This is a genomic window from Photobacterium sanctipauli, assembly GCF_003026495.1.
GTDB classification, from domain to species: Bacteria; Pseudomonadota; Gammaproteobacteria; order Enterobacterales; family Vibrionaceae; genus Photobacterium; species Photobacterium sanctipauli.
Genome location: NZ_PYMA01000010.1, coordinates 150,303 through 168,700, shown reverse-complemented (window position 1 = coordinate 168,700; position 18,398 = coordinate 150,303). Strand labels below are relative to the sequence as shown.

The following is an 18,398-nucleotide window of genomic DNA, read 5'->3' as shown; positions in this document are numbered from 1 at the left end:
CCATCGTTTAGTTCACTTCAAGCATTGTACGGTCGATAGAACCATCTTCCGCGTTCAAACGCAGCTGTAGTTCGTAATCTTGAAGCATCGCATTAATACGGCGACGTTGTTCCATAACCTGCTCTTCGCTAGGTGCGGCATGGCGGGTGCCAGAGCGCACAGAATCACGGGTTAGGCTCACAGGCTCGGCGGTACCGGCAAACGGAATGGTTTCCAATACGGGTAGCTGGCTATCGGTCGCAACGGCTGTTGCTCCGTCATCACCCGCCCCACCGTTGTACTGCTGAACACCGACAATCACCGCTAAAGAAACACAAGCTGCGGTTGCAACCTGTCCAAATTGGGTCAACCAAGCAGGCAATGTACGCTTGGCCTGTTGCGGTGTTGGCTGTGCTTCCTCGACACGCGCCTCTCGGGCAGTGGCTATTTGTACCACAGGAGCAGGTTCTTCAACTGACTCCGTCAAACCAGTGTGGGCTGGTTCATCTTCCAGTGCCAGTGCTACCTTTGCCGCAATGTCCCAATCCTTGTTTTGCGGTGCATCCCCACGCATCACATCACCGATAAGGTTGAAGTTCTGCCAGGTTTGCTGGCTGTCATCATCAACAGCCAATGCATTTACAATGCTCTGATCCAGCTCTTCGCCATCTAATAATGCCGAAATTTTTTCTCTATCAGCCATCTTTTTCACCGTTTGGCTTAACACTAACGTTGCGTAAGAGGACGGATGCGTTTTTCAACCGCCTCCCGCGCACGGAAAATTCGAGATCTTACTGTACCGACCGGGCATCCCATGACTTCTGCAATTTCTTCATAGCTTAAGCCTTCCAGCTCGCGTAAGGTGATCGCAGTTTTAAGATCGTCCGGTAATCCTTCGATGGTACTAAAGACAACCTGTCTTAATTCATCAGACAACATTTGGTTCTCAGGGTTCGAAATTTCTTTCAACGCATTACCACTCTCGTAGTATTCCGCCTCTTCCGCATCGACATCTGACGCTGGCGGGCGGCGCCCCTGGGCAACCAAGTAGTTTTTCGCTGTATTAACAGCAATACGGTACAACCATGTATAAAACGCACTTTCCCCTCGGAAAGTAGGCAATGCCCGATACGCTTTGATAAATGCTTCCTGAGCGACATCCGGTACGTCACCGGAATTGCTGACATATCTTGCTACCAAGTTGCATACCTTGTTTTGGTACTTCACCACCAGCAAATTAAATGCCTGCTTGTCTCCTCGCTGTACTCGCTCGATTAATACCTGATCAGTTTGCTGCTCGCTCATTCGAGCGTGTACTCCTATGTCTATTGCCCTTGTCATTCTTATTCGCTTTAGCCAAATGCGAAACGGGCTTTTATATGCACTGTAGTATGGAGTGCCATACAAATGTAGCCTGTTAATGCCCAACTAAAACAATATGATAAAAATTTATGAGCGTGAGCACTATTTAAGACCCGGGCACGATGGCAAAGTTCCCCGAACTGAAAAAATTATTTCTCAATAATAGTGCGCGATTTTTCTGCGCTTATAAAGCAAAATTAGTGGTTGCATTATAACGCGTTAGGCTAGTTTTTTGTGCACATCCTGTCAAAAATCAACAAATGGAACGGAATTTGGTAACATAGCGCGATTGCCAAAGGGATATGAAATCAATATGAACGAAAACCGTGAACATCAATGTGATGTACTTGTCGTGGGTAGTGGTGCAGCCGGGTTATCACTGGCCCTTCGCCTAGCACCACTGGGTAAGGTCATCGTATTAAGCAAGGGGCCGCGTAGTGAAGGCGCGACCTATTATGCTCAGGGAGGAATTGCCGCGGTCTTCGACGAATCCGACAGTGTCGATTCTCATGTGGAAGATACCCAAATCGCAGGAGCCCACCTCTGCGACGAAGACGTGGTCCGGTTCATTGCCGAAAATGCCAAGCACTGCGTGCAGTGGCTCATCGATGGCGGCGTCCCGTTTGACCAAGAAGAAAGCAATGGCGACGAAGCCCCCCGCTACCACCTCACCCGTGAGGGCGGCCACAGCCACCGTCGCATTCTCCACGCCGCCGATGCCACCGGCATGGCAGTACAAAACTCCTTGCAGGACAACGTCCACAACCACCCGAATATCGAGGTGCTGGAGCGCCACAACGCCCTTGATCTGATCACCAACCAAAAGCTGGGTATTAGCGACCAGCCAAACCGGGTGCTTGGTGCCTATATCTGGAACCGTAACCGTGAAGCGGTGGAAACCGTACGCGCCAAGTTTGTGGTGCTGGCAACGGGTGGGGCTTCGAAGGTTTACCAATATACCTCCAATCCGGACGTGTCTTCCGGTGATGGTATCGCCATGGCCTGGCGTGCTGGCTGCCGGGTAGCCAACCTTGAATTTAACCAGTTTCACCCGACTTGCCTGTTCCATCCGGATGCCCGCAACTTCCTGCTAACGGAAGCGCTGCGCGGGGAAGGGGCCTACCTTCGCCGTCCAGACGGCACCCGTTTCATGAAGGACTTCGATGAGCGTGGCGAGCTTGCCCCGCGTGATGTCGTCGCCCGTGCTATCGACTTCGAAATGAAGCGCTTGGGTGCCGACTGCATGTACCTAGATATCAGCCACAAGCCAGCGGATTTCGTGATTAAGCACTTCCCGACCATTTACGAGAAGCTGCAAGGGTTTGGAATTGATATCACCAAGGAGCCTATCCCTATCGTACCGGCCGCCCACTATACCTGCGGCGGGGTTGTGGTCGAGAAAGACGGCAGTACCGACCTACCGGGCCTTTACGCAATTGGGGAAGTCAGCTACACCGGCTTGCACGGCGCCAACCGCATGGCCTCGAATTCGCTGCTTGAATGCGTGGTCTATGCGTGGTCTGCGGCCCAAAGCATCGAGCAGAAATTCAATGACGTCGGCCTGCCGGCACCATTGCCAAACTGGGATGAAAGCCAAGTAAGTTGCTCGGACGAAGAAGTCGTTATCCAGCACAACTGGCACGAGCTACGCCTGTTTATGTGGGACTACATGGGCATTGTCCGCACCACCAAGCGACTGGAGCGCGCAATGCGCCGCATCCAGCTGCTGCAGGATGAAACCCACGAGTACTACAGCAACTTCAAGGTATCGAACAACCTACTGGAGCTGCGTAACCTGCTGCAGGTTGCCGAGCTGATGGTACGCTGCGCCCTTGAGCGCAAAGAGAGCCTTGGCCTGCACTACACCCTGGATCACCCGGAGCAGTCAGAGGATCTGAAACCGACGATCCTCACCCCGGACCAACCGTGCTAGCGGCACTGCCAGGGTTCAAGTAACTTAATACAAAAAAAGCGAGCCGGCCAAATAGCCTGCTCGCTTTTTTCATTCTAGCCCTAGGGCAATCGAATTACAGCTTCTTCGCCCAAGCCTTGGCAGCTTCATCAATTAGCTCATAAGCATGGTCGAAGGCTTCGCGGCTCTGGCGGTAAGGGTCAGGAATGTCCTTTTGGCCGATCCACTGGCCGAACAGCATCGTCTTGCCACGCGCTTCGGCTGCAATATTCGTCACCGCTTCAATGTGGCCTTTTTCCATCACCAAGATCAGATCGTACTCGCGGCAGATCTCGCTGGTCAGCTGGCGTGCAACGTGCCCTTCAAGGCTGACACCATGCTCTTCGGCCACCAAGGCAGAGGTTTTATCGGCAGACTTGCCAACCACCGCTGCCACACCCGCAGAGGCAATGTGCTTATTCGGCAGCAGGCTCTTTAGCAAGTATTCACCCGCAGGTGAGCGGCAAATATTGCCAACACAAACGACCAAAATTTTATTGAACATTCTATTTCCTTTATATCCCCTCAGCCGACGGATACACCATCGGTAGGGCTAAATGCGTGTCGAGTCTGCCGCCATTTTCCCATAACCCTAGGTAGAATTTAAACCTTATATTCTGAAATCGCCTTGGCCAGCCCGTGGGCTTGCTGCGCAACATCATCGGCCGCTTGGGCATTGTCATGGGCAACGGCAGAGTTTTGGCTGGTGATATCCCGAATCGCCGACACGTTGCGGCCAATCTCATCAGAAACCAAGCTTTGCTGCTCAACCGCTGCGGCTATCTGGGTGCTGGTGTCCATGATTTGCTGCATATCAGCCATAATTTGGTTGATCTTCGCCTCGGCGCTATTTGCCTGCTCGACACTGACATTGCCTTGCTCCTGGCAGCGGCCAATGTGCTCAACCACTTCCCCGGTTTGCTGCTGCAATGAGCCGATGATCGTCGTGATTTCTTCGGTCGACTGGCGTGTACGCAACGCCAAGGAGCGCACTTCGTCAGCCACCACGGCAAAGCCTCGGCCCTGCTCCCCGGCGCGCGCGGCTTCTATCGCCGCATTCAACGCCAGCAAGTTAGTCTGCTCGGCTATGCCTTTTATCACATCGAGCACCGAACCGATGTTCTCGGACAGGCCTGATAAACTGGCGATTTCATGACTGGTTTGGGACAAGTCATCCGACAGGGCCTTGATCCGCTCCTTGGTGGCCGATACCTCGGCCAGCCCTTGCGTCGCCCCTTGGTAACTGTTGTCGGCGTTCGCCGCGGCCTGCTCGGTATTACCGGCGATTTCACGGATGGTCACCCCCATCTCGGTGATAGAGGTTGCCACCGAGTCGGTTTCACCCTGCTGGTTTTGCAATGCCTGCTCCGAGTCCAGGCTTCGCTGCTGGAGCTTGGCAGAGGCCGGTTCGAGTTGTTCAATTGCCTGCTGCACATTTGCGACCAGGCCGCTGAGGCTGCCAAGCAAGTAATTGAAGTTAGCTGCCATTTCCGCCAGTTCATCGCTACCGCTCTGATCTGCGCGCTGGGTCAAATCATGCTGGCGGGCAATATTGCCCATCAATTGGCTCAGGCTCGCCAAGCGCTGCTGGATCGACTGGCTGATCCACCAAGACACGCCCAACAACAGCGCGACCACAACGATTAGCGCAACCAGGATGGTCCATACCGTTTTCTCCTGATCGGCAGCAACAGTCGCGGCCAGCTGCTGCTTTAGCCGGTCAAAAGCCTGCTCGACCTGGTGGGATTGCTGGCGGATCTCGCCCTGCAAGCCATCGTTATGGCTCAAGCCAATCACATGCAATTGAGATAAGAGCGGTGCCACCGCCTGCGCATAATCTTGATAAGCCGAGCCGAGGTTCGCGCCCAGCTGGGGAGCCAGCTCTTGCTGCAGGGCCACATAATGGTTGGCTTGCTGCTCACTGCTATCGAGAACAAGTAGCTCGGCAGCCTGCACCAAGCGATAGGCTGCAATACTGTCCTGTTGCCCGCTTGCCGCTAAGATCAAGGCTTGCGATGCCGCAAAGAAAGCTTGCTGCATCCCTTCATCTGGCGATAGCCCCAGCTTTTGATAGGCTCCAATCAACGCCATCATGCCCGCCTGGTAGCTCGCCATCTTATTTGGCAAAGCCTCAATTTCAGGCAATTGAATATCCAGCTCAGACAGGTACAAGCCCAGCTGTGCCTGATGCTGTTGGTAGGATTGGAAGTTGCGCTGAAAGGTCGCTTGGTACTTCAAGTCCATCCGCATCAAAAAATCTTTTTCGTTACGGCGCAGGTTAAGCAGCGAAACCTCCATCTCGCTGACGGATGTCAGCGCCTGGTTGATCTTCACCACCCGATCACTGGCAAACCACCCGAGCGACAAAACGGCGCCCAAAGCAAGCAGTCCCAGCATACTTAAACCGTATAGTTTGTGCTTTATTTTCATGAGCAATGTTCCCCCTCTGCTCAATATAATTATTCAGTTGAGCAATCTATCATTAAAAGCGCATAAATGCTGGGTATAGATCAATAGGTATGACCTGCTCCGGGGAAAAAGCACAAGGATGATGCAATATTGGTCAGTCGTGACATATTGACGGGAAGTGGTGGCAAAATAAGGCCAAGCTGCGGTAATCATTTTCTCGGCAACTGTCTGGGGCGATAAGCAACCAACGGCGCTGGGAACCTGATTGCACGCCGACCATGATTAGCCAACGGGTGCAGATCTTCACTTGTACCAGGCGCCACCGTTCGCCCTGCCAGCGGATCTGGCCCTGTTGCTCTATTACCAACCGCCCCTGCTGCTGGCAATACCTCAACGCAAGTTGCCAATACTCATGCCACAGCAACCAGCTACAGGCAATCAATATAGACAGCGGAAGAACAAGAAAAAATACGGCAAGGAAAAGAAGAAAAAGCGCACTGGCATACAGGGTTGCCAGCGCGCCTAATAGATACGTTGATGGTACGAGGGTAAGATCAGCGAAGTTTGCTGTTGTTGTGGGCAACGATCTTGTCCACCATCGCGGCATGGGCAGGGTTGTCGCTGCGGCCATGCTGCATCACCCAAGTAAACAGATCAGGATCATCACACTTCAACAGTGAAATGAAGTCCTGCTGCTCTTGCTCCGACAAGTCATCAAAGCACTCTTCGAAGAAAGGCATAATGATAACGTCTAGCTCTAGCATACCGCGGCGGCATGCCCACTTTACTCGTGCTTTATCGTCTGCACTCAACATTTTACAACCTCAAACCGGTTACTGGTCGTTAACAATGGCACCCATACTAGCAGCCCGATCTGCAACCGACCATGAGCCAGAGCAAGCAAAACACCAAGTTGAGACCTAGGATCCATTATCCCGTCTATTAACTGACCTATTCTCTCAAGTATTTGGGCTGACAAATAATGCATCTGGCTTTAACATAGTCGATATACCCAGTTACCTTTCATCGAGTAGGTCAGACAGTTTACCCTCTGGCGGCTACTTCAATAGCATGGATTTTCTATGAGCAATTGGTCTGAAACTTTGAAATTTGCCCCTCTCTCCCTGTCACCAGAAGATAGCCTGCCGGCACTGGCATTGGTTGATCTTGCGAATTGGGGCTTGGTTACCCTGATTGGCGACGACAAGAAGTCTTACCTACAAGGCCAGGTGACTTGTGATGTCGTTTCCCTAGCACCGACGCAATCAACGCTGGGTGCCCATTGCGATGCCAAGGGCAAAATGCGCACCGTGTTTCGCCTTTTCCACCACAATGATGGCTACGCCCTGTTCCAGCGCCAGAGCATCATGGCCACGCAGCTGCCTGAGCTGAAGAAGTACGCGATCTTCTCCAAGGTCGATATCGAACAAAGCGGCGATGTCCTGCTCGGCCTTACCGGTGCTGACGCCGATACCAAGGTGAGTGCCCTATTTGGCGGCGAAGGCGATGTCCGTGCAATTGACGGCGGTACCGCCGTGAAGGTCGACGAGCAGCGCTGGTTATTGGCCGTCACCGCAGAGCAAGCCGGCACGATTGCCGACAAGCTGGCGGGTGAAGCGACACTGGCTGACGACACCCTGTGGGACCTTTACGATATCAAAGCGGCGCTACCTCGCGTCGATGCGGCCACCGAGCTGGAATTCATCCCTCAAGCGATGAACCTGCAAGCGGTTGACGGTATCAGCTTCAAAAAAGGCTGTTACACCGGACAGGAAACCGTTGCCCGCGCCAAATACCGTGGTATCAACAAGCGCGCAATGTACATTGTCAGCGGCCCAACCGAGCAGTGCCCGCAAGCGGGTGATGCGCTTGAGCGCAGCGTAGGCGAAAACTGGCGCAAGGGCGGCAGTATTATTGCCGGCTACCAATACAACAACGGCACAGCCGTTGCGCTAGTTGGCCTGCCAAACGATCTGGATGCCGACACCACGTTCCGCCTGAGCGGACAAGAAGCGGTATGGCAGCAGCTTGAACTTCCCTACTCGCTGGCGGAAAACGACTAACCATGGATACCCCGGTTACCAGTTACCTGCAAAAAGAAGGCGTGGAATACCGCCTTCTCCCCCATACCCAACCGGCCAAAACCATTGACGAGGCCGCCCGCGAGCGCGGGGTCGATCCGCAACAAATGGTCAAGTCCATCCTGCTTCGCGATATGGGTGGTTTTCATGTCTTGGCCTGCGTGCCGGGCCCTGCCCAAGTTGATCCGAAAAAGGTGCGTGAAATGTTCGGCTGCCGCCGGATGACCTGTGCCGATGCCAGCGATGTTGAAAAAGTAACGGGACTGGTCATTGGTACCGTGGCCCCTATCGGCTTGAAGCGCCCGCTACCGGTAATCTTTGATCACCAAATTACCCGCCACCAGCGGGTCAATATCAGCAGCGGCGATCGCATGGCGGGGGTCGAGCTCAGTACCGACGATTTGCTGTTGTTGTGCGATCCGATGTTTGCCGATATCTGCCGCTAGGAAGGAAAAGACGATGAGCAATATTAACTGGCGTGGCGTGGATCTTAACCTGTTGATCGCCTTTTCCGCCTTGATGGAAACCCGCAGCGTAACCAAGGCGGCCGCCAAGCTCTCGATCGGCCAGTCGGCAATGAGCCATAACCTATCGCGGCTAAGGGCATTGATTGACGATCCGCTGTTCGAACGGCACGGCCACCAAATGATTGCCACCGACAAGGCAACCGAGCTCGCGCCGGTGGTGGAGCAGATCCTGCAATTGGTGACCAATGAGATCCTGCAACCCGACGATTTTTCGCCGCAGGAGTACCATGGGATCTTTCGCATCGGCCTGACGGATTACGCCGAGCTGCTATTTGCCCCAACGCTGTTTGATGCAATTCGCCATGCCGCCCCCCACTGCCAGTTGAGCTTCTGCAATATTGATCGCAATAACTACCAGCAAGCGGTAGAGGCCCAGAAAATCGACCTCGTCATCGGTTCGATGACCGACCTCCCCCGCGAGTTCGATGCACAATACCTCTATACCGAGGATCATGTGTGCCTGTTTGATGCCGACGCCACCGGGCTGGCATCGCCTATCGATTTGGCCCGCTACATCCACACCCCGCAGGCTTTGGTCACCCCGGATGGCAAGCTGGCCAGTAAAGTCGACAGCCAATTGCAGCAACAGGGATTCCAGCGCCATGTTGCGGTTGGCTCCGGCAATTTCATGACGATCCGCCACCTGCTTACGGGGCGCAACTTGGTCTGCGTGGTATCGACCCTGATGGCCAAGCTCGATGTTTTCCACGACAACCTGAGCCAATGTCGGCCGCCGGTCGATATCCCTGATTTTGATATCAATATGCTGTGGCTCAAGCGCAATACCAACCACCCGCGCCTGGAGTGGCTGCGCCAATGCGTTCATGATGCCATCACAGCCAGGGTTAACGACCTGCGCCGGCTAGGCTAGGTCATAGCCGCAACGCAAGACGCTTACAGCTTCATGGTCGGCTTGGCTTCATCCGCCGGCTCTTGGATTTGATACAGCTTGTGCTCATCACAGGGCTCTTTGCAGCCACACTCTTTTTCCACCCCAACATTGGCTAAGCCGCCGCAACTCCCCTTGATGGCTTTCTTTTTAAATACCCAACCAATGGCCATGGCGCCGATCACGACCAGAAACACCAACACAGTTAATAGGTAAGTCATAGTTTAAGCCCTCCTATCTTAGTCAGACCCGAGAGCGGTGCAGTTGCTTTCAGCATGGTGCCCACTTTTGGCACCGCTGCTTTCTTCTTGCTGCCGCAGCCACAACCACAGCCGCCTTTCTCGCGCTTGCACGGGCGCCCTTGCTCGGCCGACAACAGCGGCTCAAGCTGGGTTCCCCCCGCCACCACCTGGCTCGCCGCGATGCGGGACGGGGCCTTGAAGACTTCAAACCCCGCATTGAGTAGCCGTGCCAACGACCGTTGGCCGATATTCCCCAACACCAGGCGTGTCACCCCATGCTCAGCCAACTGGCGTTGGATCACTTTTTTATGCTTGCAACCAATCTCGCGGCTGCCGCTGTTGTTTAGTTCAGCCAGCAGCTGCCCCTGCTCGTCGTAAATATGAAACCCAGCAGCTTTACCAAAATGCCCTGCCACTTCATTGCGAGGCGTTACTGCAATTGCTAATGCCATGTCGAAAACCTTACTCAAAACAGATTAATAATAGAAAATAAGTAGGGCCCCCCAGAGGCGGTGCGGCCTACTCAGCCGGTTCATCAGGAATCAATTCAATCGCCATCCCGTCAACCAACGCCCGCGCAACTTTATGCCGGGCCTGGGAAATAATATTCCCGAGCGTCTGGCGGGAAACACCCAGTTCTTTTGCCGCACTAACTTGGTTCAAGCCCTTAGCATCCACCAGCTTTAGTGCCTCTAGCTCATCGGCGGCAAGCGGTATTGATGCCAGCTCCCGCATCGGCACCCCGTTTGGCTTGAAGCACTGGTAGGCGGGGCGACAAGTAAGCCTGCGTTGTATTTTAGGTCGGGGCATCTCCACTCCTGTCATTCGCGATAGCATCCCTATTATTGGCATATGCCAAAAACCTTCATTGATCTTAAACAGCCAATCATGGCTTTTATCGACAGATCGGAGTTGCTGGCAGTTTCAGCATAAATCACTGTGTGAATTTCGTGCCCAAGCAAGGGTGACTAAAACACAACCAGCCAAGGCCATATTTCGTCACTCAATTAAACCCCTCCGAACTATCGCTCTTGGCTATAAGCCTTTAATAAACAAACATAATTGTCATACTTATTGAAAAACCATCGCCCAAGCCAATTCGGCCAAACTTATTTATCACTAAAAATAAAAAGAACAAAATCCTGATAACACCAATAACACTCAAAAAAATAAACCAGCAAGATCTATTTAACATTGTTATTATGCTGATGACATCACAAAAGTCTCATGCATGTTGTTTTATAATTTTTCGGGTATGGAACAAAGGGAAAGGTTAGCTAAATATGCGCATGTTCAAACGCTACTTGCCGAAACTTATCGCCAAGCATGTTAGTCGTTTATTCAGTGGAAGGATCTACATTGATGGCCGTGGTGGCTATGAGTTCAACAACGGAATGTTACTGGTGCCGGTCAAGGCAGAGCAGCGCCACTACCAAACCGTTAATGAGATAAATCAAGAAATCAAACGGCTAAAAGAGCCTTCGTTTTAAACGAGCACAGGCCGAAAGAAGATGAAGCCCACGTTGTAAAGTGGGCTTTTTAGATCTTGCGCGACACTATTCGGACTCATCGACCAAATCAAGGTAGCCGTCGGCATCGAGCAAATCGGTAAACTCATTTTCGTCATCGACCTTTATCTGGAATAGCCAGCCATCGCCATACGGATCGCTATTGACCAACTCCGGCGAGCCTTCCAACTCTTCGTTAACAGCCACAACAAAGCCCGTTAAGGGTGCATAAATATCCGAGGCCGCCTTCACCGACTCCGCCACGGCGCAGTCTTCGCCCGCTTCCGTCGCCGCATCGATCTCCGGCAAATCAACAAAGACCATATCGCCCAATAGAGACTGGGCGTGATCGGTAATGCCTACGGTATAGACGCCATCGCCTTCTGGACGAACCCACTCGTGGGTGTTGGTATAGCTCAACTCAGAGGGAATATAGCTCATGGTGCAACTTCCTTATGAAAGCCTGCCTTTTGCCACACTCAATGCGAACAAAGCAGTAGTGTTAATACCAAAGGGGAAACCCCTGTCATTGGCTCGGGGTTGGCAAAACCGACGACAATAAAGCGCCTTAGCACAACCGCTGAACCCGCCTCAAAATTTCCTGTTATTTACTTTAGGAGAAAAATTCAAAATGGATCAAATTATTCACTCTCATAAAAAAACCGCTTGGCAAAGCGGTTTTCTCTTAGCAAGGCTTGGCAGGAACTAGAAGCGAGCCAACTCAGGCAGTTCGCCTGTCAGGCCCAGTGCCCGTTTCATAAACTCGTCTTTCACGCCCGGCGCTTTATCGGCAAACAACATGCCCAAGTCGCGCACGAGCTTCTTCGCCGGGTGGTCGCCCGCGAACAGATCCTTAAAGCCCTGCATCGCCGTGATCATCTTGGCCGCCTCGGCTTTACGCCATCGCTCGTAATGGCGCAGGTTGACTTTCTTGCCAATGTCTTGCTCTTGCAGCCAAAGCTTCTTGAGCTCTTGCGCCAAGCTAGCCGCGTCAAGCAAGCCAAGGTTCACCCCCTGGCCGGCCAGAGGGTGGATAGTGTGGGCAGCATCCCCCACCAAGGCAACACGCTCGCGGACAAAGTCGCGGGCATAGCGCATCTTCAGCGGGAAGGCTTGGCGTTCGCCTTCCACCTTGCACATCCCCAAACGGTGATCAAATGCGGTGGTCAGGTGCTTGTTGAACTCAGCTTCCGACATGGCGCAAACCTGCTCCGCTTCCTGCGGCGGCAGCGACCAAACAATGGAACACAAATCTGGCTCGGGTAGCGGCAGGAATGCCAGCGGCCCTTGCGGGCGGAAGATCTGCCTTGCCGTATCTTGATGCGGTTCGGCACAGCGAATGTTCGCCACCACCGCACTATGGCCGTAATCCCAGTGGGTTAGCGGAATATCCATTTGCTGGCGCAGCCAAGAGTTGGCGCCATCGGCGCCCACCACCAACTTGGCGGTTAGGTTCTTGCCCGACTCGAGGCTTAGCCAAGCTTCGCTTTCACCAAAGGCAATGTTCTGGCAGCGCTCCGGGGCCAGCAGGCTAACGTTATCCAAGGTTTTCACCTTGTCGAGCAGCGCCAGCTGGATCACTCGGTTCTCGACGATATGGCCAAGGTTCGGTTGTGCCAAGCGGGCAGCATCAAAACTGATGTTGGCAAAGCTATCCTGCTCCCATACCGACATGCTGTTGTATGGGGCAAGGCGGCGGGTTTCGATGCCATGCCAAGCACCAACACGACTCAGGATACGTTCGCTTGCGCGGCTTAACGCCGATACTCGGAGATCTGGCAATGGTGCCAAATCGGGTTCAGGTAACTTGCCCTCGATGACAGCAACCCGCAGTTCGGTGTCAGCCAAAGCCGCAGCCAAGGTCAGCCCCACCATTCCGCCGCCAATAATGGCAACATCAACACTTTGCATCATGGTTATCTTTCTACCTGTCCCATTGCACGCCGTACCAACGGCGCTTTTAATACATCAATCAATTCCATTGCCATTAACCCGGTATTGCGTCCCACAATAAACGGCAGGCTGCAATTTGAGAAGATCCCGACCAAGCCTGCGGTCATGGCTACCGTTGCGCCCCGATCCGGCTCCCGGCGCTGGCGGTAACCGCTAAGTACCCGCTGGCAACCAGCATCGCCGTACAACCCAACACCTTTGGTCACTTCCTCTGCCAGGGTGACGACATCGCGCAGGCCAAGGTTAAACCCTTGCCCGGCAATCGGGTGGAGTGTTTGTGCCGCGTTGCCAACAACGGCTACCCGATGCGAAGTCAGGCGCTGTGATTGGCGCAACAATAGCGGGTAGGCGCTGCGCGAGCCGGTTTTTACCATTTCGCCAAGGCGCCAACCAAAAGCTTGCTGGAGCTGGGAGAGAAACTCATCATCGCTCCACCCCATTACCTTGGCCTGATCTTCGGGACGAACACACCATACCAGTGAACTCCGACCTTCGGACATCGGCAACAAGGCAACCGGGCCATGCGAGGTAAATCGCTCGAAGGCACGGCCGGCATGCGGCTCAGAAGTCGTGACATTGGCAATCACCGCAACTTGCTCGAAGTCATGCTCGCAACGCCCGATACCAAGCATGTCGCAGCAACCGGATAGCGCGCCATCAGCCGCCACCAGCAATTTGCCCTCGATGGTATCGCCAGTGTCCAAGCTCACCGTGACGCCAGCCTGCTGGCGCTCGATCCCGGCGATCGTTGCCGGACACAGAAGATCGATCCGATCCAGCTCATTTAGCCGCTGGTGGAAAATACGTCCGGCATCGGCCAGCTCGATAACATAGCCAAGGGCGTCGACCGCTTGCTCTTTGGCATCGATATTCACCATGCCGGCATGGCCGCGATCAGAAACATGGATGTGCTCAATCGGCGTCGCCACCTTGGCCAGCTGCTGCCAGCATCCCACCGATTCCAACAAGCTCACCGAGCCCAGCGACACCGCAATGCTACGGGCATCATAGCCCGGGTGCTGATCAAGCTTGGGGGCCATTGCCTCCACCACTGCGATTGTCAGCTTGCCCGCACTGAGCTTGTCGAGCGCAATGGCTAAAGTAGCCCCTGCCATTGCCCCGCCGGCAATGACGACATCGTACTGCTTCACATCCTGTTCCTTTGTCAGTTATTCAGTTATCGCCTTAGTGAAGGGTCGGCTTTTGCGCCGATTCGGTTTCGCCTTCTTGCTCAACCTCACCACGCTGGCTCAAGCCTACCAGACAAGTCAGCACACATTCCGGTACATAGGCCACGACATTGTCGAACAGCTCGGCCTGCTCTTCCATATCGTCGTCCTCGTCGATGCCAAGCTGGGCAATCTCTTCAAGCGCGGCGATGGCTTCGGCAACATCGTCGGAAAGCTGCTGCTTATCCATCCCCATCAAGCCCAAGCCAGAGATAAAGTTCGTCACCCACTCGCTCAGTGCTTCGGCACGCAGCATCAAGTCGGCTTCTTCGGCAGGCAACAGCAGCGATACCGAAAACTCCACTTCCATCAACTCGGCGGCTGTCGAGGTAAACAAGGTTTGGGTCAAGCCGCCTAGCTCGGTTGAAGCCGCGCTAAAGATTGAGCGTACCAGTGTCTTCGCCCCATCCGTCATCGGCTCACCTTCGTTGGCATAATCGCAAATTGGCCCCAGCCACTGCTCGCCATCAACGGCCAGACCGCCGCAAATCATCCCGCTAAGAAGGCCGTGCAACTCGGAAGGGGTGGCGGCTAGGCCCTGCTCTTTCAGCATTGGCTCGATGGTTTCGTAAGCTGGCAATTTCACTTCGCTCATGGCGCTTCACCTTAATGTCATTGGCGTGGTTCGTATATCTGTTATGCTACCACTTATCAGAAAGATCCGTCACTCGCCATTTCCAGTCACGGGAGTATGTTTGTGCCAAACTGGTTAATATATGATTAGTCAGGCATCTTATAGACTAAAGCGTGACAAGCTTGCTTGCATGTTGTGAGGGGTTTTTCTATATTGAGCCACCTAAAGCGTATCGCAAGCGGAATGCCACAATCACAGTTTGGCACGGAGCAAATGTAGAGTTTATGAGTAATCAGGCAGTAGAAATTCAGGTATTAGGCCGCAAACTAAAGGTTAACTGCCCGACTGGTCAGGAAGAAGCCCTTCTGGCGTCCGCCGCTGATTTCGACCAGCGCCTGAAAGATCTTTCAGAGCGAACCAACATCACCAACCCGGAGCAACTTTTGATGTTCACCGGGCTGAACATTTGCAACGAACTGTACAGCGAACGCCAAGAACAGCAACGCAATGCTGAAAAACTATCCAATAGAATCAATGAGATGGAAGAATTATTGGAGAAAGCATTGCAATATCAACCAAAGAGTTGATAATGAATTGACCCTGGGGTGTGCGTCAGCGGATTAACGTCCCCGAGCCGATAAGCAAAAATCCAGGATTTGCTTTTTATTAGCTATTGAGCATGCTCGGCATGTACCGAGAAGCCTGCGGTTAATGTTGCAGATCCACCTTGAACATCTGGTTCAAGGGCCACAATTCGCAACGGCACCTTGGGGCATACCTTCTTTCCTATCGCCATACTCTGTCATTGGATGACCTATGAGCTCAGCGGTTACACCATCGGCTTCCCGCCAGCAAATACGCCAACAGATCCGCCAACAACGCCGTACCCTGACGGACGAGCAACAACGCCATTTTGCAACACAGCTATTGCAGCAATGCCAGCAAGCAGAAACACTTGGCAATGCCCAGCATATTGCACTCTACCTTGCCAACGACGGCGAGCTCGACACCCAACCCGTCATCGACTGGCTATGGCAGCAGGGGAAGTCTGTTTACCTACCCGTGCTGCACCCGTTCAGCAAAGGCCACCTGCTGTTTTTGCATTACACCGCCGAAACGCGGATGACCCTCAACAAATACCAGATCCGCGAACCGCAGCTGGATATCCGCTTGGTCAAACCCGCCCACCAGCTCGACGTCATTTGCACCCCGTTGGTTGCCTTCGATGCCAGCGGGCAGCGGTTAGGCATGGGCGGCGGCTACTATGACCGCACCTTGAGCAACTGGCACCGCCACCAACAAGGCCCTCGCCCTGTCGGGCTCGCCCACGATTGCCAGCAAGTCGATAGCCTGCCAAGCCAGGCTTGGGATGTACCATTACCGGAAATCATCACCCCATCCCGCCACTTTCGCTGGTAATGACCGGCCAACCGGGCTGATCCGCAACCAAAAACGCAAACGATTGTCTTTTTCGTGCCACACGCGCGATGATTAAGTCTATGTTATTAATAGTATTGTCAAATTTGTTATCACGCTCGGCTAAGATTATGACTGACGAAAACATTCCGTTTGGCTATAATCAGCGCTCCGCATTCGTCATCACTAGGAGAAAAGCATGACACAAGATGAAATGAAAAAAGCCGCTGGCTGGGCTGCCCTTGAATACGTTAAGAAAGGCAGCATTGTAGGTGTAGGTACCGGCTCTACTGTTAATCACTTCATCGATGCTTTGGAAACCCGTAAAGAAGAAATCAAAGGTGCGGTTTCAAGCTCAATCGCATCAACCGAGCGACTAGAAAAAATCGGCATCCCAGTGTTCGATGCCAACGAAGTTTCTAGCCTTGATGTTTACGTTGACGGTGCTGACGAAATCAACGGCGAGTACGACATGATCAAAGGCGGCGGCGCAGCCCTGACCCGCGAGAAGATTGTTGCGGCTATCTCTAAAAAATTCATCTGTATCGTTGACGATACCAAGCAGGTAGATGTACTGGGCCAGTTCCCGCTACCTGTTGAAGTGATCCCGATGGCACGTTCATACATCGGCCGCGAGCTAGTGAAGCTAGGTGGTGACCCGGTTTACCGCGAAGGTTGCGTCACTGACAACGGCAACATCATCCTTGATGTCCACAACATGGAAATCACCGATGCAAAAACACTGGAAAAGCAAATCAATGCCCTTCCTGGTGTGGTGACCGTGGGTCTATTTGCCGATCGCGGTGCTGACGTTCTACTTGTTGGCTCACCAGACGGTGTGAAAAAGTTCGAGAAATAAGGGCATCGTTACCACAAGGTAGCGCTTCCGTTATTTGGTTACAAAACGGCATAATTTATGCCGTTTTTTATTATCTTTTTTGTAATATTCTTACCCATAGTGGCTATTTTTTGATACCTTAACTGTCAGCATGTAAGCAACTGTTCACGAGTTAAGGATGAGGATCAATGGCAAAAGTTTCATTGGATAAAGACAAAATAAAAATTCTCCTGCTTGAGGGAGTCCACCCTTCAGCAATTGAAGTTTTTCAGGAAGCCGGTTACACCAACATCGAGTACCACAAGGGCTCGCTATCGGGTGAGGAACTGAGCGCGGCAATTGAAGATGCCCACTTCGTTGGTATTCGCTCCCGCACCCAGCTAACTGAAGATGTTTTCCAGTCCGCCAAGAAACTGATCGCCGTTGGTTGCTTCTGTATCGGCACCAACCAAGTCGACCTGACCGCCGCTGCCAAGCGCGGTATCCCGGTCTTCAACGCACCGTTCTCCAACACCCGTAGTGTCGCCGAGCTAGTACTGGGCGAAATTTTGCTGCTGCTTCGCGGTATCCCAGAGAAAAACGCCAAAGCCCACCGCGGCGAGTGGTTCAAGTCTGCGGATCACTCCTTCGAGGCCCGTGGCAAACGCCTGGGTATTATCGGCTATGGCCACATCGGCACCCAGTTGGGTATTCTGGCTGAAAACCTTGGTATGAAGGTTTACTTCTACGATATCGAGAACAAGCTGTCGCTGGGCAATGCCACCCAAGTCGCCTCACTGACCGAGCTATTAAATAAGTGTGACGTGATCAGCCTGCATGTACCGGAAACCCCTGAGACCCAAGACATGATGGGGGCGGAAGAGTTTGCCCGCATGAAGCCAGGCGCCATCTTCATCAATGCTGCCCGTGGTACGGTGGTCGAGATTGACTCGCTGTGCAGCGCGCTTGAAAGCAACCACATTGCAGGGGCGGCACTGGATGTCTTCCCGGTGGAGCCAAAAACCAACAAAGACCCGTTCGAATCGCCACTGGCCAAGTTCGACAATGTGTTGCTGACCCCGCATATCGGTGGCTCGACGCAGGAAGCCCAGGCCAATATCGGTATCGAGGTGGCAGGCAAAATGGCGAAGTACTCGGACAACGGTTCTACCTTGTCAGCGGTTGGCTTCCCAGAGGTATCACTGCCGGAGCACAAAGATTGCTCGCGCTTGTTGCACATTCACGAGAACCGCCCGGGTATCCTTAACCAGATCACCACGATCTTTGCGTCTGACGGTATCAACATCGCCGCCCAGTACCTGCAAACAGGCCCGGAAATCGGCTACGTGGTCATTGATGTCGAAACCGAGCGTTCGGAAGAGGCATTGAAGAAGCTGAAGGGCATCGACGGCACTATCCGTGCCCGTATCCTGCACTAAGCCAGGCCCAAAATAAGATAAA

At 53.3% G+C, this 18,398-nt stretch carries 22 protein-coding genes and 1 other RNA gene; 10 read left to right on the top strand and 13 right to left on the bottom strand.

The window, feature by feature from the left end; genetic code table 11:
- Nucleotides 1-7: 7 nt before the first annotated feature.
- Both C9I98_RS16245 and rpoE read right to left on the bottom strand, forming a co-directional pair.
- Nucleotides 8-682 carry an RseA family anti-sigma factor gene (locus C9I98_RS16245; protein WP_036823299.1) on the bottom strand — a complete coding sequence of 225 codons (675 nt, stop codon included), beginning with the start codon at nt 680-682 and terminating at the stop codon, nt 8-10.
- A gap of 23 nt (nt 683-705) precedes the next feature.
- Complete coding sequence (rpoE, locus tag C9I98_RS16240) at nt 706-1,284, bottom strand: RNA polymerase sigma factor RpoE (protein ID WP_036823297.1); 579 nt, start codon at nt 1,282-1,284, stop codon at nt 706-708.
- A 370-nt stretch (nt 1,285-1,654) separates the two neighbouring features.
- On the opposite strand from rpoE, the gene nadB reads away from it, so the two are divergent.
- Nucleotides 1,655-3,274, top strand: coding sequence for an L-aspartate oxidase (gene nadB, locus C9I98_RS16235; protein WP_107272213.1), 1,620 nt, complete (start codon nt 1,655-1,657; stop codon nt 3,272-3,274).
- A gap of 94 nt (nt 3,275-3,368) precedes the next feature.
- Here nadB and C9I98_RS16230 read toward each other — a convergent pair whose 3' ends face one another.
- The 4 genes from C9I98_RS16230 to C9I98_RS16215 form a co-directional block, all read right to left on the bottom strand.
- Entirely contained in the window at nt 3,369-3,797 is a 429-nt protein-coding gene (locus C9I98_RS16230) for an arsenate reductase/protein-tyrosine-phosphatase family protein (protein WP_036826278.1), read from the bottom strand.
- A 98-nt stretch (nt 3,798-3,895) separates the two neighbouring features.
- Nucleotides 3,896-5,722: a methyl-accepting chemotaxis protein gene (locus C9I98_RS16225; protein ID WP_107272212.1), complete on the bottom strand. Its 1,827-nt coding sequence runs from the start codon at nt 5,720-5,722 to the stop codon at nt 3,896-3,898.
- Between the two features lie 133 nt (nt 5,723-5,855).
- Nucleotides 5,856-6,284 carry a protein YgfX gene (locus C9I98_RS16220; protein WP_158262690.1) on the bottom strand — a complete coding sequence of 143 codons (429 nt, stop codon included), beginning with the start codon at nt 6,282-6,284 and terminating at the stop codon, nt 5,856-5,858.
- Nucleotides 6,256-6,516, bottom strand: a complete 261-nt coding sequence (locus C9I98_RS16215) for an FAD assembly factor SdhE (protein ID WP_036826880.1) — start codon at nt 6,514-6,516, stop codon at nt 6,256-6,258. Before C9I98_RS16215 ends, C9I98_RS16220 begins: the two co-directional genes overlap by 29 nt.
- 267 nt (nt 6,517-6,783) lie before the next feature.
- Here C9I98_RS16215 and ygfZ point away from each other — a divergent pair, with 267 nt between their 5' ends.
- From ygfZ to C9I98_RS16200, 3 genes are read left to right on the top strand one after another with little or no spacing between them, the layout of a single operon-like run.
- Nucleotides 6,784-7,764: a tRNA-modifying protein YgfZ gene (ygfZ, locus tag C9I98_RS16210; RefSeq protein ID WP_036826886.1), complete on the top strand. Its 981-nt coding sequence runs from the start codon at nt 6,784-6,786 to the stop codon at nt 7,762-7,764.
- A gap of 2 nt (nt 7,765-7,766) precedes the next feature.
- Nucleotides 7,767-8,228 carry an aminoacyl-tRNA deacylase gene (locus tag C9I98_RS16205; RefSeq protein WP_036826890.1) on the top strand — a complete coding sequence of 154 codons (462 nt, stop codon included), beginning with the start codon at nt 7,767-7,769 and terminating at the stop codon, nt 8,226-8,228.
- A 13-nt stretch (nt 8,229-8,241) separates the two neighbouring features.
- Nucleotides 8,242-9,180: a LysR substrate-binding domain-containing protein gene (locus tag C9I98_RS16200; protein WP_036826893.1), complete on the top strand. Its 939-nt coding sequence runs from the start codon at nt 8,242-8,244 to the stop codon at nt 9,178-9,180.
- A 23-nt stretch (nt 9,181-9,203) separates the two neighbouring features.
- Here the strand turns inward: C9I98_RS16200 and nqrM are convergent, their stop codons facing one another.
- The 3 genes from nqrM to C9I98_RS16185 all read right to left on the bottom strand — a co-directional run bounded on the left by nqrM (nt 9,204) and on the right by C9I98_RS16185 (nt 10,250).
- On the bottom strand, nt 9,204-9,419 hold the full coding sequence (gene nqrM / locus C9I98_RS16195) for a (Na+)-NQR maturation NqrM (RefSeq protein ID WP_036826896.1): 216 nt from the start codon (nt 9,417-9,419) through the stop codon (nt 9,204-9,206).
- Nucleotides 9,416-9,892 (bottom strand): NifB/NifX family molybdenum-iron cluster-binding protein, encoded by a 477-nt coding sequence (locus C9I98_RS16190; protein ID WP_036826899.1) that lies wholly within the window; start codon nt 9,890-9,892, stop codon nt 9,416-9,418. The genes nqrM and C9I98_RS16190 overlap by 4 nt, the downstream gene beginning before the upstream one ends.
- Before the next feature lie 67 nt (nt 9,893-9,959).
- On the bottom strand, nt 9,960-10,250 hold the full coding sequence (locus tag C9I98_RS16185; protein ID WP_036826901.1) for a DUF134 domain-containing protein: 291 nt from the start codon (nt 10,248-10,250) through the stop codon (nt 9,960-9,962).
- A gap of 473 nt (nt 10,251-10,723) precedes the next feature.
- On the opposite strand from C9I98_RS16185, the gene C9I98_RS16180 reads away from it, so the two are divergent.
- Nucleotides 10,724-10,930 (top strand): DUF1107 domain-containing protein, encoded by a 207-nt coding sequence (locus C9I98_RS16180; RefSeq protein WP_036826904.1) that lies wholly within the window; start codon nt 10,724-10,726, stop codon nt 10,928-10,930.
- Nucleotides 10,931-10,996: 66 nt separating this feature from the next.
- On the opposite strand, the gene gcvH is transcribed toward C9I98_RS16180, so the two are convergent.
- The 4 genes from gcvH to C9I98_RS16160 form a co-directional block, all read right to left on the bottom strand.
- Nucleotides 10,997-11,380, bottom strand: a complete 384-nt coding sequence (gene gcvH, locus C9I98_RS16175) for a glycine cleavage system protein GcvH (protein ID WP_338049226.1) — start codon at nt 11,378-11,380, stop codon at nt 10,997-10,999.
- A gap of 273 nt (nt 11,381-11,653) precedes the next feature.
- Entirely contained in the window at nt 11,654-12,862 is a 1,209-nt protein-coding gene (locus C9I98_RS16170) for an FAD-dependent 2-octaprenylphenol hydroxylase (protein WP_036826911.1), read from the bottom strand.
- Between the two features lie 2 nt (nt 12,863-12,864).
- Nucleotides 12,865-14,052: a 2-octaprenyl-6-methoxyphenyl hydroxylase gene (gene ubiH / locus C9I98_RS16165; RefSeq protein WP_036826914.1), complete on the bottom strand. Its 1,188-nt coding sequence runs from the start codon at nt 14,050-14,052 to the stop codon at nt 12,865-12,867.
- 34 nt (nt 14,053-14,086) lie between these two features.
- Nucleotides 14,087-14,725, bottom strand: coding sequence for a UPF0149 family protein (locus tag C9I98_RS16160; protein ID WP_036826917.1), 639 nt, complete (start codon nt 14,723-14,725; stop codon nt 14,087-14,089).
- A 263-nt stretch (nt 14,726-14,988) separates the two neighbouring features.
- Here C9I98_RS16160 and zapA point away from each other — a divergent pair, with 263 nt between their 5' ends.
- The 5 genes from zapA (at nt 14,989) to serA (ending at nt 18,376) form a co-directional block, all read left to right on the top strand.
- On the top strand, nt 14,989-15,291 hold the full coding sequence (gene zapA / locus C9I98_RS16155; RefSeq protein WP_036826920.1) for a cell division protein ZapA: 303 nt from the start codon (nt 14,989-14,991) through the stop codon (nt 15,289-15,291).
- A 7-nt stretch (nt 15,292-15,298) separates the two neighbouring features.
- A non-coding RNA gene (gene ssrS / locus C9I98_RS16150) (6S RNA) lies at nt 15,299-15,482 on the top strand.
- 38 nt (nt 15,483-15,520) lie between these two features.
- Nucleotides 15,521-16,123 carry a 5-formyltetrahydrofolate cyclo-ligase gene (locus C9I98_RS16145; RefSeq protein WP_036826923.1) on the top strand — a complete coding sequence of 201 codons (603 nt, stop codon included), beginning with the start codon at nt 15,521-15,523 and terminating at the stop codon, nt 16,121-16,123.
- A 196-nt stretch (nt 16,124-16,319) separates the two neighbouring features.
- A complete protein-coding gene (gene rpiA / locus C9I98_RS16140) occupies nt 16,320-16,979 on the top strand; it encodes a ribose-5-phosphate isomerase RpiA (protein WP_036826926.1) in 660 nt (219 codons plus the stop codon).
- Nucleotides 16,980-17,146: 167 nt separating this feature from the next.
- Nucleotides 17,147-18,376, top strand: coding sequence for a phosphoglycerate dehydrogenase (gene serA / locus C9I98_RS16135; RefSeq protein ID WP_107272211.1), 1,230 nt, complete (start codon nt 17,147-17,149; stop codon nt 18,374-18,376).
- Nucleotides 18,377-18,398: the final 22 nt, after the last annotated feature.